Origin of the sequence: Cupriavidus sp. a3 (assembly GCF_051015765.1) — a bacterium.
GTDB classification, from domain to species: Bacteria; Pseudomonadota; Gammaproteobacteria; order Burkholderiales; family Burkholderiaceae; genus Cupriavidus; species Cupriavidus oxalaticus_A.
Genome location: NZ_CP170643.1, coordinates 3,692,177 through 3,709,643, shown reverse-complemented (window position 1 = coordinate 3,709,643; position 17,467 = coordinate 3,692,177). Strand labels below are relative to the sequence as shown.

Annotated in this window: 9 protein-coding genes and 3 pseudogenes; 6 read left to right on the top strand and 6 right to left on the bottom strand. The window is 60.9% G+C overall.

The genetic code is table 11. The annotated features are described in order from the left end of the window. Positions 1-180 precede the first annotated feature (180 nt). The 6 genes from ACAD63_RS17750 to ACAD63_RS17725 all read right to left on the bottom strand — a co-directional run bounded on the left by ACAD63_RS17750 (position 181) and on the right by ACAD63_RS17725 (position 7,815). Positions 181-1,488 carry an MFS transporter gene (locus tag ACAD63_RS17750; protein WP_434033071.1) on the bottom strand — a complete coding sequence of 436 codons (1,308 nt, stop codon included), beginning with the start codon at positions 1,486-1,488 and terminating at the stop codon, positions 181-183. A gap of 155 nt (positions 1,489-1,643) precedes the next feature. Next, positions 1,644-2,945, bottom strand: coding sequence for an NAD(P)/FAD-dependent oxidoreductase (locus ACAD63_RS17745; RefSeq protein ID WP_434033070.1), 1,302 nt, complete (start codon positions 2,943-2,945; stop codon positions 1,644-1,646). A gap of 14 nt (positions 2,946-2,959) precedes the next feature. Next, positions 2,960-3,793, bottom strand: coding sequence for a Rossmann-like and DUF2520 domain-containing protein (locus ACAD63_RS17740; RefSeq protein WP_434033069.1), 834 nt, complete (start codon positions 3,791-3,793; stop codon positions 2,960-2,962). Positions 3,794-3,950: 157 nt separating this feature from the next. Continuing rightward, complete coding sequence (locus tag ACAD63_RS17735) at positions 3,951-5,399, bottom strand: aldehyde dehydrogenase family protein (protein ID WP_434033068.1); 1,449 nt, start codon at positions 5,397-5,399, stop codon at positions 3,951-3,953. Positions 5,400-5,401: 2 nt separating this feature from the next. Beyond that, positions 5,402-6,502, bottom strand: coding sequence for a tartrate dehydrogenase (locus ACAD63_RS17730; RefSeq protein ID WP_434033067.1), 1,101 nt, complete (start codon positions 6,500-6,502; stop codon positions 5,402-5,404). A 410-nt stretch (positions 6,503-6,912) separates the two neighbouring features. Continuing rightward, positions 6,913-7,815, bottom strand: a complete 903-nt coding sequence (locus tag ACAD63_RS17725; protein WP_434033066.1) for a LysR family transcriptional regulator — start codon at positions 7,813-7,815, stop codon at positions 6,913-6,915. Positions 7,816-8,215: 400 nt separating this feature from the next. On the opposite strand from ACAD63_RS17725, the gene ACAD63_RS17720 reads away from it, so the two are divergent. From ACAD63_RS17720 to ACAD63_RS17695, 6 genes and pseudogenes are all read left to right on the top strand, one after another. Beyond that, positions 8,216-9,541 carry an MFS transporter gene (locus ACAD63_RS17720; RefSeq protein WP_434033065.1) on the top strand — a complete coding sequence of 442 codons (1,326 nt, stop codon included), beginning with the start codon at positions 8,216-8,218 and terminating at the stop codon, positions 9,539-9,541. Between the two features lie 46 nt (positions 9,542-9,587). Further along, complete coding sequence (locus tag ACAD63_RS17715; RefSeq protein ID WP_434034010.1) at positions 9,588-10,487, top strand: NAD(P)-dependent oxidoreductase; 900 nt, start codon at positions 9,588-9,590, stop codon at positions 10,485-10,487. A 229-nt stretch (positions 10,488-10,716) separates the two neighbouring features. Then, positions 10,717-14,244 carry an indolepyruvate ferredoxin oxidoreductase family protein gene (locus ACAD63_RS17710; RefSeq protein ID WP_434034009.1) on the top strand — a complete coding sequence of 1,176 codons (3,528 nt, stop codon included), beginning with the start codon at positions 10,717-10,719 and terminating at the stop codon, positions 14,242-14,244. Positions 14,245-14,551: 307 nt separating this feature from the next. Then, positions 14,552-15,671 (top strand): annotated as a pseudogene (locus ACAD63_RS17705) (2-isopropylmalate synthase); the annotation flags it as partial. A gap of 303 nt (positions 15,672-15,974) precedes the next feature. Then, positions 15,975-16,208, top strand: a pseudogene (locus ACAD63_RS17700) (IS256 family transposase); the annotation flags it as partial. Next, positions 16,165-16,672, top strand: a pseudogene (locus tag ACAD63_RS17695) (ISKra4-like element ISBte1 family transposase); the annotation flags it as partial. The pseudogenes ACAD63_RS17700 and ACAD63_RS17695, both read left to right, overlap by 44 nt. Positions 16,673-17,467: the final 795 nt, after the last annotated feature.

The following is a 17,467-nucleotide window of genomic DNA, read 5'->3' as shown; positions in this document are numbered from 1 at the left end:
CCGGAGGCGGGTAGACCGAATTGGCATGGCACGCTGACCGGCCGGCGCAGCTTCATGTGAAACGACTCGGCTGCACAATGCGACCGGGTCGTCAGATCCCGTTCCATTCTCGCTACGCCTCGCGCGTCCTCAAAGGGAACGTTAAGGGAATAGCATCAAGCGTTGTGGCCGGCTATTCAGCTACTTGCGGCCTGCCAGCCGTGCTGGTACGGACAGCGTCAGCGCTGCGCCAACTACCAGGCAAGCGGTCAGCAAGTACATGCCTGAATTGGTGCTGCTGGTCAGGTCCTTGAGCCAGCCTACCGCGTACGGGCTGAGGAAACCGGCCAGATTGCCCAGGGAGTTGATCAGCGCGATGCCCGCGGCTGCGCCTGTGCCGGCGAGAAAGGCAGTGGGCAGGCTCCAAAACAACGGCAGTGTGGCCAGGATACCAATCGTGGCCAGCGTGAGGGCCAGCATCGCCAGCGTGGTGTCGCTGGCCCACTGGACCGACAGCAGCAAGCCAAGCGCTCCCAGCAACGCGGGAACCGCAATATGCCAGCGGCGTTCGCCACTGCGGTCCGCGCTGTAGGCCACCAGCACCATGCCGACCACGGCGCAGCCATACGGAATTGCGGTCAGCAGGCCGATATCGAGCGCGCTCTTTACGCCTGTTTGCTTGATGATGGTCGGCAACCAAAAGCTGACGCCATACAGGCCCATGACGAAGCAGAAGTAAATCGCACTCATCAGCCAGACCCGTGGGCTGAACAGTACGGTACGGATTGGCGGGTCCTCCTTCTGCGCGTCCTCGTTGGCGATATTGGATTCCAGCAGCGACTTCTCCTCCGCAGTAAGCCATTTGGCGCGGGCGATGCGGTCGTCCAGGTAGGCGAGCACCCATAGTCCGACCAGGATGGAAGGCACGCCCTCCAGCAGGAACATCCATTGCCACCCGGCCCAGCCGTTGTGGCCGTCGAAGGATTGCATGATCCAGCCCGACAGCGGCCCGCCGATGACTCCGGAGAGCGCAATCGCGGTCATGAAATACGCGGTGGTGCGCCCGCGCCGATTGGCCGGGTACCAGTAGGTCAGATACAAGATAATGCCTGGAAAGAAGCCTGCCTCGGCGATGCCCAGCAGGAAACGCAGCACGTAGAACATGGTTGGCGTGGTCACAAACATCATCGCCGCCGAGATCGCACCCCAGGTGATCATGATGCGCGCGATCCAGACCCGCGCGCCTACCTTGTGCATGATTACGTTGCTGGGCACTTCGAACAGGAAGTAGCCGATAAAGAAGATGCCCGCACCCAGTCCATAGATGGTATCGGAGAACTTCAGGTCGCTGAGCATCTGCAGCTTGGCGAAGCCCACGTTGACGCGGTCCAAGTACGCGACCACGTAGCACATCAGCAGGAAGGGCACCAGACGCCAACTGACCTTGCGGTAGGTAGCGTCTTCGAAGGCGGCGTCGACGGCGCCGATGGTCACTGCGGTAGTTGTCATACTGTCTCCTGATATGGTTGCGTTCTGCGACGCGGTGTTACGACAAGAATGCGGTGCTACGGCAAGAGCCGGCGGAGTGGTTCAATGGCCGGCCCTCGTCTTGCAGGACTACGACAGACACTGCTGGCAATCGGGAAGGCGCGGTGGCGCAGGACCTAATACAGCCGCGTCCCGGCACTCAGCCACCGCTCAAGCCCGTGCGACAGTGAGACCAGAAGGGCGCGGCGCCAGCCGTTGATCGCGAGGACGTGCCGGCGATAGATTGCGTGGTGCAGCAGCACGGCGAGGCGTCCTTCCACGTACCAGCCGAGCTTGCCTCGCATGGTTGCCAGCGACCCGACCGCGCCGCCGCCGGCCAGCGAGATCAGCGAGCCATAGTCGCGGTAGACGAAAGGCCGCACTGGCCTGCCGGCCAAGTGCCGCGGTATGGCGTCCGCCAGGTATAAAGCCTGCTGGTAGGCGACCTGCGCGCGTGTGGGGAGCTCCCTGGTCGCATTGGTCGGGCGGCAGCTTGCGCAATCGCCAATCGCAAACACATTCTCGTCACCGAGGCACTGCAGCGTATCGCCGACGCGTGCCTGGCCCTTCTGGTTGACTTCCAGCCCCAACGTGGAAACCTGCGGCTGCGCTGCAATGCCTGCCGCCCAGACAACGATGTCTGCATCCCGCTGCGCATTGCCATGAAGCTTCAAGCCGTCCGGTGTCACGGCGGTGACACGCTGGCCGGTAGCGACGCGGATGTGTTGCTTTGCCAGCTGCCGGGTGACGCGTGCCGCAACTTCGCTATCCAGTCCGGGCAGGATACTCGGGGCCGCTTCAAGCACCGCGATGTCGACGTCATGCACGGGATCGAGTTGGTGGACGCCATAGCGGTTCAGCAGGCGCGAAGTCCGGCGCAACTGCGCAGCGAGCTGGATGCCAGTCGCCCCGGCTCCCACAATGGCGACGCGAACCTTGCTTGCGCGCCCGGTGGAACTCTCCGGATTGGATTTACGCCGCAGGGCAGCGTGCAGCCGGTCGCGCACGCGTTCGGCGCTGCTGACGCAGTCAAGCGTCAGGGCATGTTCGCGGGCGCCCGGGACGCCAAAGTACTCCGTGACACCCCCAATGGCGAGGATGAGCGTGTCGTATGCAATTGCCTGCAAATCGGCATCAGCGACATCCGCCTTGTCGCTCGCAGCCACAGAGATGACACGGCGCGCGCGGTCTACCGATACCAGGCTTCCCCGCACAAACTGGAAATGATTGCGCTCCGCCTGCAGGGCGAACGACGTATGGTGGGCGGCCGGCTCCATGCTGCCGGCGGCGACCTGATGCAATAGCGGCTTCCACAGATGTGTGGGACTGCGGTCGACCAGGACCACCCTGGCGAGCTGGCGCCGCCCGAGCGAGCGGCCAAGGCCAATGGCAACTTGGAAGCCAGCGGCGCCGCCGCCGACGATGACGATCGTTCTCATGGAAGCCCTTCCCGTTATCGCGTCTGCACTTTGCCCGTCTCGGCGAATCGCTGTGCGAGCGCACTCAATGTACGATACGCTTCCGCCGAAGCCGGGTCCCAACTGCGCAACGCTTCGACCTGCTCGGAGATCACGGTGACATCGCCGCGCGCTGCAGGACCGGTCAGGGCATCCTTTGGGCCCAGGGCAATCAGGTTATCAATGGAGTTCCTGGTGAGCGTGCGAAGCATATCTTCGCGTAGCTCATCGGGTATTCCCGCGTGTTCCCAGAGTTCGCTGGACATCTGGGTCAGCACCGGAAGGAAGTTGGAGGCGAGAACCGCCGCAGCATGGTAGAGCTTCTTCCTGTCCGATTGAATATCAAAGCAACGCGCCCCGATGGCGGCCATCGCATTCCCCCAGGTCGAGCATGCCTGTTCATCGCCTTCCAGGCCACAAGGGGTCCCGTCAAACTGGAATACCGCTGAGGCGGGATCGGCGAAGCTGAGGACAGGATGGGCGCTCGCGACAAACCAACCCTTCGCGCGCAGCGCATCCAGCGCGCCGGCTTCGGTCGCGCCGCTGCAATGCACGGCTATCGCAGGCTGCGCATTGTCGCTATGCGCAGCCAGCAGGTCCGCTACCTGCGCGATTTGCATATCCGGGACAGAAATCAGCCATAGATCGGCAACACCCATCGCCGCAATCTCACTGACAGGATTACCGGCCCCAATGAATCTGGTTGCCTCCTCGGCGGCTACGATGGAGCGATCGCATACGTCTCCGATCTCGAAAACGCCATTTGCAACAAAAAGATTGGCAAGTGTTTTGCTGACGCGACCCGAACCAATAATATTCAGTCTGGCCATGATCTATGCCCGGGATTGGGGTTGAAAGGCAGTTCCCGAGGCGGAAGCTGACAGATGAGAGGATTTGGGATCGTGAGCCTCTCTCTTCTGGCAGCGCCAACCGCGGTGGATGACCTGCAGCAGGGGGCGTGCAGGTCGTCTGTGCAGGCGGGTAGAGTTACCCGTGCTTGATGGCAATGGTCTTCAGGCTGGTAAAGCCAAGCAGCGCTTCAAAGCCCTTCTCGCGGCCGTATCCGCTTGACTTCACACCGCCAAACGGCAGCTCGACGCCCCCGCCAGCCCCATAGTTATTGACGAAGACTTGTCCGGCCTGCAGCTTTCGCGCAAGCCGAAGCTGCCTGGCGCCGTCGCGCGTCCAGACGCCGGCGACGAGGCCATACTGCGTGCCGTTGGCAAGCCTGACCGCATGGGCCTCGTCATCAAATGGCATCGCCGCCAGGACAGGACCGAAAACTTCCTCCTGGGCCAGGGAATGCTCAGGCGGAACATCGCGGAAAAGCACGGCTTCCTGGTAGTAGCCAGTCGATGTCGACTCCGCCGCAATCGTGCCACGTGCCGCGATCTTGATGCCATCGGCTTTAGCCTGCGCCACAATGGCGCGAACACGCTCGTGTTGCTTGGCATTTACCAGGGGACCCATGTCAAGGTCCTGTTCCGGCGGGCCGGCTTTCAGACGAGAGAAACCCTCAGTGAGTCTTTCCAGCACCTGTTCATAGATGGACCGGTGCACCAGGAGGCGGCTTCCCGCGGAGCAGGTCTGACCACAGTTCTGTACGACGGCGTTCACGATCGCGGGAATGGCTTCGTCGAGGTCTGCGTCTTCGAAGACCAGTTGCGGAGACTTTCCGCCCAACTCCAGAACAACCGGGCAATGACGGTCAGCAGCCGCCCTGGCCACGAGGGTACCGGTGACGGTGGAGCCGGTGAATGAGATATGCCCGATCCCAGGATGCGCGCTTAGCGCGGCGCCAGCGTCGTGGCCGTAACCGGTCACGACGTTCAGTGCTCCGGGGGGGAAGCCGACCTCCGCGGCAATCTCAGCCAGACGAAGAATCGAGAGGCTCGCATCTTCCGCAGGCTTCACGACACAAGCGTTGCCCGCGGCCAGGGAGGCGCCGACGCTGCGGCCAAAGATCTGCATCGGATAGTTCCACGGGATAATATGGCCCGTTACTCCGATGGGCTCGCGGATGGTGAGGACCGTATAACCCGTGGTGTAGGGCAGCGTCTCGCCGTGGAACTTGTCACAGGCCCCGGCGTAAAACTGCAGGTATCGCGCCAGGACAGCTACGTCAGTCCGGGCCGTCTTCAATGCCTTGCCGGTGTCTCGCGCCTCCAGTTCGGCGAGTTCGTTGCTCCGTTCTAGTACGGCGGCGGAAAAGGAAAAGAGAAGCTGACTGCGCTCGACAGGCGACAGCCTGCCCCACGGTCCGTCAAACGTTTCACCGAGCGCTTTTTTGGCGGCCCAAACCGCGCTGTCGATATCCTGGTCGTTACCCCTGGCGATGCGCGCGAACTGCTCACCGTTGCTGGGATCGAAGACGGGGATCTCGCCGTTGCCGGCCTGGGACACCCAGGTATTATCAATAAAGTGCTTGTAATTCATGATTACCCTTCAATCAAATCACGTTGTGCGGCAACCTCGGCAATTGCGGCGCCTACGTCAACGGTTTTTGCATTTCCGCCCATGTCGGGCGTACGGGGACCTTCGGCCAGAACGGTTTCGATGGCGCTCATGATGGCATTGGCTGCCGCGACATAACGCGTGTCGCCTTGGCCAAGATGCTCGAGCATCATGGCGGCAGACCAGATCTGGCCGATGGGATTGGCGATCCCACGTCCGGCAATGTCGGGGGCGGACCCGTGTACAGGTTCGAACAGCGATGGGAAGCGGCGTTCCGGATTCAGATTGGCCGAGGGCGCGATGCCGATCGTACCGGTACATGCGGGGCCCAGGTCGGACAGGATGTCACCGAAGAGATTAGAGGCCACCACGACATCGAACCAGTCGGGATTCCGGACAAAGTGCGCGCAAAGAATGTCGATGTGGTACTTCCTGACTTTTACATCAGGGAACTGCTTCGCCACCTCGGCAAGCCGCTCATCCCAATAGGGCATCGTGATGGAGATGCCATTGGATTTGGTTGCCGCCACCAGATTCTTGCGCGGCCGGCGTTGAGCAAGTTCCAGGGCGAATTTCTGGATTCGATCAACGCCCGTTCGCGTAAAGACTGACTCCTGTACCGCAAACTCGCGCTCGGTACCCTCGAACATGCGTCCGCCTACAGAGGAATATTCTCCCTCCGTGTTCTCCCTGACGACCAGGAAGTCGATATCGCCCGGCTTGCGATGGGCAAGCGGCGACGGTACGCCGGGCATCAGTCGCACCGGGCGCAGGTTCACATACTGATCAAACTCGCGCCGGATCTTGAGCAGCGACTCCCAGACCGCCGTGTGATCCGGGACGATGTGAGGGGCGCCGACGGCGCCAAAGAATATTGCCTCATGACCGCCGATTTGTTCCTTCCAGTCGGCAGGCATCATGGTGCCATGGCGTACATAATGGTCGCTACACCATTCAAAATGGTCGAAATGAAGCGCGATATCGTAACGCGTGGAAACAGCCTCGAGCACGCGAACGCCCTCGGCCATTACCTCTTTTCCAATTCCGTCGCCGGCAATAACCGCGATGCTTTGTTTATGACTCATAGTTTAGATTGACTATCCCAGGGTGTTGGCGGGGAGAGCGAATAGAGGACTTCATCGCAAACCAATGTAAAGAAAGACGGCAAGGGCGCGATAGCGGATCGCGGGCCGCAGCCGGTGGCAGACTGCGCCAGGGCGCCGGTGCGATGGCAAGTCCTCCACGGTGAGCCATCCGCTCTGCGTCTGCGCCATCGCGCTTAGTCGTCGTCAGCCCTTCGAGTAGAAGGTACTTGGCGGCATGCTGCTTGGGAAGTGCGAATCCGAGAACGGGAGGCTTCGAGAATCTGCAAGTGGGCCTGGCACTGATGAGCGCCCGGCTTCATCGGTGCAGAAGCGTTTGCAAGGTGAGGGCGAGGGGGGGAGCGGTTCCAGGGGATACATCGCTCGATCGGGTGGTCAGGCGGCAGGCGGACTCAGGGCGCCGGATCGGAGGTGGCGGAATCATTCATTCGCAGAAACTCGAAGAGCGTGCGTGCGGGCAAGGAAGCGGCGCCTTTGCGGATGCAGATCGACATGCGGCGGTCTGCCCACTCATCGGTGAGGCGGATAATGCGCAGTGCCATGGCAGTCCGGAAGACACGTACCGCACCGACCGGAAGGATGCCGATGCCCTGACCGGCCTCGATAAGTCGGCACATGCCTTCAAAGCTCTGCACCTGGACCCGGAAGCGGATCGGCTTGCCCATCAATGCCGCGACCCTCACCAGCAACTTCGAGATCTCAGCCTTGTCGTCCAGCCCGACAATGTCGTAGTCGAGCAGCGAGGCAAAATCGATCTCTTCGCTCTCCAGTGGGTGGTCCTCCGGTACAACGACGCCGAGCTGGTCGATGCAGTAGGTCGCAAAGCTGAGGTCCTCGGCCAGAGGCGGAGATGTCACGATGCCCACGTCTGCACGTCCATCACGGACGGCCTGCAGAATGCTCGAGCTCCGAAGTTCGCTGATATGAAGTTTGATGCTCGGATAGCGTTGCGAGAAGTCGTGAAGCCGCTCGGGCAAATCCTGGCTCATGGCTGACGTGTTGGCCAGCACCCTCACACGCCCCACGGCGCCTTTGGCGTAATCGGAGAGCTCCGCATAAATGGAATCGACTTGCAGGAGGAGATCGGTGGCATGCCTGGCTAGCGCCTCTCCTGCCGGCGTCGGCTCCACGCCAGCGGGCGTGCGATTTAGCAAACTCACGCGAAAGTGATGCTCAAGCAGCGCAATCCTGCGGCTGGCAGCCGACAGCGACATGTGCGACTGCTGGGCGGCCTTGGACAGGCTTCCCATCTCGACGGCGCGCGCAAAGAGCCCAAGGGACGTTAAATCGAACAAGAGTGATGCTCCAAATACCCGCAATCCGTCGAAGTATGACATCCAATGACGGGGGGCTCGGAGGTCGGGAATACCCTTGGTAACGCCGCCCGGCCCGGGATTTGCGGGGGCGAACCGAGCCATGCTGGCCCATCAGGCGGCCGGCACCGGCGCTTGGCTTGTGCCGAATGACCGGTCGCGAGCGCCGCCCTCCGTAGCCACGTCTTCGAAGAGTTCGAAGTGCCAGTTAGCGGATTTAGCATATCGCTGCTCGTTGTCTGAAGCTAAATTTCGTCCGTGCCGATCGACTTCCCCCTGCGCCCGTGGATAAGCGGCGTGCCAGGCGTGGGCCCCTCAATTTGTCCCCTAGGCCCGTGGAGCGCGATCGAGAAATAGAACGGTGTGATGACTGGAGACAGAAGTGGAAATGGATGCGACTTGCACGCCTACAGGCGTGTCTTCTCCGACAAACGTCAGTCAGGATGCAGAGGACCGGCTATTCCGGCGACTCGCCTTCCGGATTCTTCCGATCCTGATGTTCACGTATGTGACCTCATATATCGACCGCGTCAATGTCAGCTTTGCCAAGCTGCAGATGGCAAGCGATCTGGGCTTTTCGGATGCGGTGTTCGGATTTGGCGCGGGTATTTTCTTTGCGGGCTATGTCCTGTTTGAAGTCCCCAGCAACATGATCCTTCAGCGCGTCGGCGCGCGTTGGTGGATTACGCGAATCATCCTGAGCTGGGGCATCGTCTCGAGCCTCATGGCGTTCGTCACCACCCCGATGCAGTTCTACGTCATGAGATTCCTGCTGGGGGTTGCTGAAGCGGGGTTTATTCCGGCTGTCGTCTATTACATCAGCAAGTGTTTTCCAAGCAACCGGCGCGCGAGGATCCTGAGCATCTTCTATACGGGACTCGCCATGGCCGGACTGATCGGGTCGCCGCTGACAGGATTCATCATGCAGTACTTCGACGGTTGGATGAATCAAGCCGGGTGGAAATGGGTGTTCCTGATCGAAGCCCTCCCGGCGTTTCTCGCTGCGGCTCTTGTCTATATCACGCTCGAGGACGATGTCACGCGCAGCAGGAAGCTGAACGAGGCGGATCGTGCCCTGTTGAAGCGCGTGCTGGCCAAGGATAGCGCGGCTGCGGCATCCACCAAGGGTCGATCCCTGATCTCTAGCTGGGTGGTCTGGACGTTCTGCTTTATCTATTTCCTCGATGTGTTCGCCATCTATGGCTACACATTCTGGGTACCCACCATGCTCAAGGACATGGGGATAAAGAGCGATCTGATGATCGGCGTTCTCGCAGCCTTGCCCAATGCCTGCGCCGTCGTTGCCATGATCCTGTCTGGCCGCAGCGCGGACAAGCGTTCCGAGCGTCGCTGGCATGTTGCCGCCTTGATCGTCATGGGTGCGGCAGGGCTCGGGCTGTCGGTGCTGTATCGGGACAATGTATGGCTCGGTGTACTGGCGCTTTGCATAGCGAATGCCGGCATGCTGTCTGTTCCGCCCATCTTCTGGAGCATGCCGACGGCTTTCCTGGGTAGCGGGGTCGCCGCGGTCGGCATCGCATGGATCAGTTCGTTCGGAAACCTGGCGGGGTTCTTTGGACCCTATGTGGTCGGATACCTGAAGCAGCTCTCCGGTGGAATGAATTTACCCATTTACGTAATGATTGGCTGCCTGATGGTCTGCGCCATGCTCGTGCTGATCCTGCCAGCGCGGCTCGTCAACCGATAACTGGAAAGCACGTAAATCTCTCTTCCAACAACGAACTAGCAAAATGATGAAACCAAGAATTGGAATGGTCGGTATCGGCTTGATGGGGCATGGTATCGCGCGAAATATCGTTAAGCATGGCTATTCTCTGGTTGTCCTCGACCATCCGGGCAACCAGCCTCTTGATGAATTGCTGGCTGGCGGCGCCAGGGTGCTCGGCACGGCGGCCGAGGTCGCTCGCGCTTCGGATGTGGTGATCCTGTGTGTGACCGGCACCCCCGAGGTTGAAGCGGTGCTGACGGCCGAGAAGGGACTGCTGCAAGGACTTCGGGCGGGATCCATCGTCGTCGATTGCTCGACGGCCGTTCCGGCTTCCTCCCAGCGCATGGCTGAACTGGTCGCGCAGGCTGGCGGACGCTTCATCGACGCTCCCATGACGCGCACGGCGAAGGATGCGCATGAAGGCCGCCTCAATCTGCTGGTAGGCGCGGATGCCGATCTGTTCGAGGAAGTGAAGCCGGTCTTGGATAGCTTTGCCGAGAATGTCAGGCTGGTGGGAGATACGGGAGCAGGGCACAGCATGAAGCTGCTGCACAACTTCATCTCCCTTGGCTTCATGGCACTTCTCGCGGAAGCGGCGGCCTGCGCCGAGCACGCCGGCATCGATGCGGAAATCTTTCTCGACGTCCTGGCACAGGGTGGCGGAAACAGCGTCGCGTTGACCCGGATTCGGCCAGCCATCTTGTCGGGAGACTATTCCGCCACGCCCTTCTATATGTCCAATGCACTGAAGGATCTTGGCTACTACGTGACCATGGCGAACGACAACGATGCAGCCGACCGGATTGCCGCGGCCGTCAAGGGAACCTTCGAGAAGGCTGTCGAAGATGGCGGAGCGCGTTGCCAGCTCCTGGAACTCTCACGGCTTCTTGCAGCAAACCACGGACGTGGTGTGATGGCGGCCTAGCCCGCATGCCAATACCGCAAGTGCGGAGCGTGGCTTCCGCACCCGAGGACCCAGTGCTCGTTCCAGTCGTTGGGCAATATTGGTTTCATCCGAATACACCGCAAGACATCGCCGCTATCGCGGCACCGCGACCGCGGGCCGATGAAGCCTTACCGGGCTATCGAAGGCCGCAGCGCACACTCATCACCAATTGGGAGCAGACATGCTTACTGAAACCCAGCAAGCCGGAATGGAGCGCGCAACGCCTGAGGGCCCCGTCCAGCGACCGGACGTTACGCTCGGCGACAAATACACCGCGACCACCGGGAAGGTCTACTTGTCCGGCACACAGGCGCTGGCCAGGCTGCCGATGATGCAACGGCTTCGTGACGAGGCCGCCGGACTCAACACGGCCGGCTTCATCAGCGGCTACCGCGGCTCGCCCCTCGGCATGCTCGATGAGACGCTGTGGAAAGCGAAGAAGGACCTGGATCGTTGCCATGTGAAGTTCGTGCCGGCGGTCAATGAAGACCTGGCGGCCACCGCCGTATGGGGTACACAGACCGTCGACCTGATCGGTCCAGTCAAATACGACGGTGTCTTCGCAATGTGGTATGGCAAAGGTCCCGGCGTCGATCGATGCGGCGACGTGTTCAAGCACCTGAACCACGCCGGCACCGCCAAGCACGGTGGCGTGCTGCTGGTGGCGGGCGACGACCATGGTGCCTATTCGTCGACCTTGCCCCACCAGTCCGAGCATCTGTTCTCGTCCTGCATGATTCCCGTGCTGTATCCCTGCGATGTACAGGAGTACCTGGATCTCGGGTTGCATGCATGGGCGATGTCCCGCTTCTCCGGTTGCGCCGTCGGTTTCAAGGCGTTGGCGGACACCGTCGAGTCCAGTGCTTCGGTGGACGCCGATCTGTTCCGGGTGAAGATCAGCTACCCGGAGCAGTTCAAGATGCCAGAAGGCGGGCTGAACTGCCGGCTGTCCACTGACACCCTGGGGGTGCAGGCGCGAAAGCAGGAAGCGCTGATGCAGGACTACAAGATCTATGCCGCACTGGCCTACGCAAGAGCGAACAAGCTAAACCGGACGATGATCGACAGCCCGAATGCCAGGCTGGGCATTATCGCATCGGGCAAATCCTATCTCGACGTGCTCGAGGCGTTGGATGAGCTCGGCATTGATGAAAAGATGGCGGCCGACATCGGCATCCGCGTGTTCAAGGTGGCCATGCCGTGGCCGCTGGAGCCGGACGGCGTACGGGAATTTGCACAGGGACTTGACGAGATTCTGGTTGTCGAGGAAAAGCGCCAGCTTGTCGAGTACCAGCTGAAGGAGCAGCTGTACAACTGGCGCGAAAGCGTCCGGCCCCGCGTCATTGGCAAGTTCGACGAGAAGGGCGAGTGGGTGCATCCTCGCGGCGAATGGCTGCTGACGTCAAAGAGCGACCTGTCGGTGGCGCAGGTCGCGCGTGTGATCGCATCGCGCATCGCGCGTTTCCATGGCAGCGACCTGATCAAGGCGCGGCTGACGTTCCTTGAAGCGAAAGAGCGGGTGTTGAATACGGCCGTAAGTACCCCGCCCCGCCCTTCATACTACTGCTCGGGCTGTCCGCACAATACCTCGACCAAGGTTCCCGAGGGCAGTTTCGCGCTGGCCGGCATCGGTTGCCATGTGATGGCGACGGCCATCTACCCGGAGTACAACAAGCTGACCACGCACATGGGCGGCGAGGGCGCGCCGTGGATTGGCCAGGCTGCTTTCTCGAAAGTGCCCCATGTGTTCCAGAATCTTGGGGACGGTACCTACTTCCACTCCGGTTATCTCGCGATTCGTGCGGCGGTCGCGGCCAAGGTCAACATCACCTACAAGATCCTGTACAACGACGCCGTCGCGATGACCGGTGGCCAGCCGGTTGACGGATCGATCTCGGTGCACCAGATCGCGCACCAGATGTCGGCCGAAGGCGTGCAGCGGATTGCGCTGGTCACGGAAGACCTGTCACGGTACAACGACCGCTCGCGCCTGCCGCCTCAGGTGACGCTGCACGACAGGAAGGACATGGACGCCGTGCAGCGCGAACTGCGCGAGGTGACCGGCGTGTCGGTGCTGATCTATGACCAGGTCTGTGCGGCGGAGAAGCGTCGCCGCCGCAAGAAGGGTGAGCTTTCGGAGCCGCCCGAGCGGATGTTCATCAACGACGCGGTATGCGAGGGCTGCGGCGACTGCGGGCAGCAGTCCAACTGCACGTCCATCCTTCCACTGCAGACGGAGTTCGGCCGCAAGCGCACCATCGACCAGTCATCCTGCAACAAGGATTACTCGTGCGTGAAGGGATTCTGCCCAAGCTTCGTATCGGTGGTGGGTGCGACACCGCGCAAGCTCAAGGCGGGGTCGGCCAGCGATTTCAGCCTGCAGGCCCTGCCGGAACCTGTACTGGCGGCGTGCGACACGCCCTACAACGTGTTGATCAATGGTATTGGCGGCACCGGCGTGATTACGATCGGAGCGCTCCTGGGCATGGCCGCCCATCTCGAAGGCAAGGGCGTTTCGGTGCTCGACATGACGGGCATGTCGCAAAAAAATGGCGCGGTCACGTCGCACGTGCGCATCGCCGCGAAACCGGCAATGCTGCGGGCTCAACGTATCGCCACCGGCGAGGCGGACCTGGTGCTCGGCTGCGATGTGTTGACCGCGGGCGCCCATGACGCGATCGCCAAGATGCGTGTGGGCCGCACCCATGCCGTGATCAACATGCACCAGCAACCCACCGGCCATTTCGCGCGGCAGCCGGACTGGGAGTTCCCGGCCGATGAAGTGAAGGCCCTGATCGACGAATCGGTGGGGGGGCGGGCCGACTACATCAACTCGACCCGGCTCGCGACCGCGCTAATGGGGGATGCCATCGCAACCAACCTGTTCATGCTCGGCTACGCGTACCAGAAAGGGCTGTTGCCATTGTCCCAGGTGGCGCTCATGCGCGCCATCGAACTCAACGGCGTCGCCATCGAGGCAAACCAAAAGGCGTTCATGTGGGGCCGTCGCGCGGCGGTTGATCTGCCGCAGGTCGAGCGTATCGCAGCGCCGGCGCAACCGGTGATGCTGACGAAGCCCGAGACCTTGCTCGGCATCGTCAAGCGTCGGGTTGAGTTCCTGACGGCCTACCAGAACGAGGCCTATGCGAAACAGTACGAATCGCTGGTCAACGACGTCAGGCAAGCCGAGTCGCCGCTGGGGCAGGGGGACCGGCTGTCGCGCGCCGTGGCGAAGTCTCTGTTCAAGCTGATGGCTTACAAGGACGAGTACGAGGTGGCCAGGCTCTATACCGATGGCCAGTTCGTGGAAAAGCTGAAGCAGCAATTCGACGGTCCCCTGACGCTTAAGTTTCATCTCGCGCCGCCGCTATTCGCCAAGAAGGACGCCAAGGGACACCTCGTGAAAGCGCAGTTCGGCAGTTGGATGTGGACCGCGTTCCGCCTGCTGGCGAAGCTGAAGTGTCTGCGTGGTACCAGGCTGGACCCGTTCGGATGGACCGGGGAACGGATGATGGAGCGTCAACTGATCGCTGAATACCGGAAGCAAGTTCACTTCCTGCTCCAGAATCTTACCAAGGATAACCATTCGGTCGCGGTCGAGATCGCGGCTCTTCCCGAGGAAATCCGGGGCTTTGGCCATGTGAAAGACGCTGCGGTTGGCGTTTATCGCTCGAAGGTTGCCGCGGCGCTACAGCAATTCAAGGCGCAGCGCGCGCCGCTCCCCAGGGCCGCATGAGTACAAAGAATGCGCATCGGTCCGAACGCATCGAAGCGTTCGGGGCGGCATCCCCATTGCTGGCGCCTGCGCAACGGCAAGCGGAGCGGTGAACCAGCGAAAAAGCGCCTCACCGCATCGATGACGTACGAAGGATGTTTGGCACCGGAAGGGGTGTGCCCGTCTCGCAGGTATGGGCCCTTGGGTGGTCGGCCGTGTTCGACAGCCAGCTGCCGCAAGCATGCCTGGCAGTGTAGAACAAGCGCGGTACCCGGATAGCGTCGAGCTACGCGGCGCTACATCATTTCATTTTCTATTTGCGATCGAGATGAGCGATAAATTAGTTGTGTTCGACACTACTCTGCGCGATGGTGAACAATCTCCCGGTGCCTCGATGACGCGAGAAGAAAAGTTGCGGATTGCAACGCAACTGGAGCGTTTGAAGATCGACGTCATTGAAGCCGGATTCGCTGCGAGCTCAGAGGGGGACTTCGAGGCAATTCGAGCGATTGCTGAAACAGTCAAGGATTCCACGATCTGTTCCCTGGCGCGTGCGAATGAGCGGGACATTCGCTGCGCTGCCGAGGCGATGAGCGGCGCGGAATCGTTTCGCATCCATACGTTCATTGCCACGTCGGCGTTGCATATGGAAAAGAAGCTGCGCATGTCACCGGACGAGGTTTGCGAGCAGGCGCGCAAGGCAGTCAGAGTTGCGCGACAGCTGACGAACGATATTGAGTTTTCAGCTGAAGATGGAAGTCGCTCCGACCTGGATTTCCTGTGCAGGGTGCTGGAGGGTGTGATTCAGGAAGGCGCAACCACGATTAACATTCCGGATACTGTCGGATACGCGGTGCCCGGTGACTATGCTGCGTTGATTCGCACATTGCGGGAACGCATTCCGAATTCTGACAAGGCCGTGTGGTCGGTGCACTGCCATGACGATCTCGGTATGGCCGTGGCAAATTCGCTTGCGGCAGTCAAATTCGGCGGCGCGCGACAGATTGAATGCTCGGGCGGGGAACACAAGCCTTGAGGAAGTAGTCATGGCGCTGAAGACCCGGCACGATTACTTCGATGTTGAACTCGGTGTTGACGCTACGCAGCTTGTTCCTTCGTCAGTGCTTGTTTCGCAGATTACCGGATTCGCGGTGGTACCAAACAAGGCAGTTGTTGGCGCAAACGCATTCGCGCATACATCTGGCGTCCATCAGGATGGGGTCCTTAAGGCGCGCGAGACCTATGAAATCATGCGCGCCGCTGATGTCGGATGGCTTGCCAGCAGGCTTGTCCTTGGGAAGCTTTCTGGGCGAAGTGCATTCAGCCAGCGTCTAAGGGAGCTTGGGGTTGAGCTTCACGGTGATCTGGCGCTCAACGCTGCTTTTGCCCGCTTCAAGGAGCTCGCAGACTCGAAGTTTGAGTTAACTGATGAAGAGATCATTGCGATAGGGAGAGCATGTTCGTAGTGCGGGCAGTGAAATAGCTTCTACCGTCGCTTCCCCCGGTTGGCCGGTCAAACTCCCCCGCTTTTGGCCGCTGTACTGCTGGCAGGCCGTAACTTTGATCCCTTTGTCGCTGACAGGGGGAGGGGTGAACGTCTTAAAGCCACATCTGCAAACTACCGTTGTGACGCTACCGGCCGCGGGCAAGAGACGTGAGATCGAGGGCGTCACCGGCGTTGACCGCAAAACGATCCGCGGGCCTGTCAGAAATTTGTGTGTAGGGCATAACATGTCGCCAAGGAGCATGTCATGCCACGTAGAAACAAGACGAGCCAGGCCGCCGATCGTAAGCTGCCGACCATTCCCGAGGATCTGATCGCCCATTTCGTAAAGTGCCCGATGACTGCCGAGGCGGTCCATGACGCCTCGATGTTGTTCAAGAAGGCCCTGATCGAGCGGGCCTTGGGCGCTGAACTCGGCCATCATCTGAGCTACCCGGCTGGCGCCAGCCAGCGTCGTCGAGATTGCCCAGTTCGAGAGGGATGGCCTTGATGTGGGCTCGCTGGGCTGCATCTGGAGGAGGCGAAATCATTGCTGGGTCGGCTGCAGCGCACGATGGTCACGGCACAGGTTGCCGAGGCAGTTGCCCGGACCAGCGTTTGTCCCACATGCGGGGCGCAGCTGGCTTGCAAGGGCCACCATCACTTGGTCTTCCGGAGCGCGTTCGGGCGACTGTCGTCGTGCAAGGGGTATTGCCGCTCGATCACGTGCTGGCAGCCAGTTCAATCCGGCGCCAGGTCACCACGCTCGCTCGCCGGCTGGCAGCGGAACAGGCCACCGACGCCTGGCAGCAGGCCGGAGGTGGCCGCAAGCATCCGCTCGCCTGAAGTTCTCGAGCCCAGTTCGTCCGCGCCGTCGGCATTGACTGCCGCTACCTTCGGCGGGCCGGCCACCGGCGCCGACAGGGTGGCTGGTTTGAAGTGATCGTCGGGAAGTCCCTGCGGGATCAGGATTGACAGTCCGAGGCTGTACCCGTGCCGGCAGTGCCAAGGCGACGCAAGGTTCCACATCGGCATGCGGATACAGAACCTCGAACAGATGATCAAAGGCAGGCCGGCACACTGCGACGGCCTGACCAAAGCGGCATTGTCGCCATAGTCTTACGGGCCGCGCCTGAATATCGCGTCGAGAAAAAGTTCCGCATACGATCGGCCGGCCGGCGCTCCAGCTTGTGCACGTAGGTAAAACTATGCCAGCCATTCACCGCTCATGGCCGGCAATCGCCGTGCGATGGCTCCGCCGCCGTTCCCCAGGTGGCTCACATCAGGGAACGATTCGGAATCGGCCTTTAGCCTGAACGGTAAACAAGGCACGATAACGCGTATTATCGGTGAAGGATGGGTCGTTTGTTCCGCGGCCGGGACGGGTGGACATCGGTGTAGGTTAAGATCCGAATGCCGGATGCTACTGATTTCGGTTTAGCGGCTGCAGGTTGCCGACTGAAACTCCTCAGAACACGCCACTGCGGCAAACCGCAAGCGCAAGTCCGATATTGAGCGTTGCCACCGTGATCCAACCGACCAGCGAAATGACGAGTCCGTAGCGGTGCATATTGCTCTCCACTGGTTTGCGCCAGGCGCCGATGAATGACAGATTAGGCGCCGCACCCATGCAGCAGTAGATCTGTACCTGACTCCTCAGCGTTTCCTCATTCGCACCAATGCACACTGTCGCAGCATGGACGGCGGGCCTCAATATGCTTGACTCAAGCTGCCAATCTCCGGTGCGCCCAGTGCCATCGA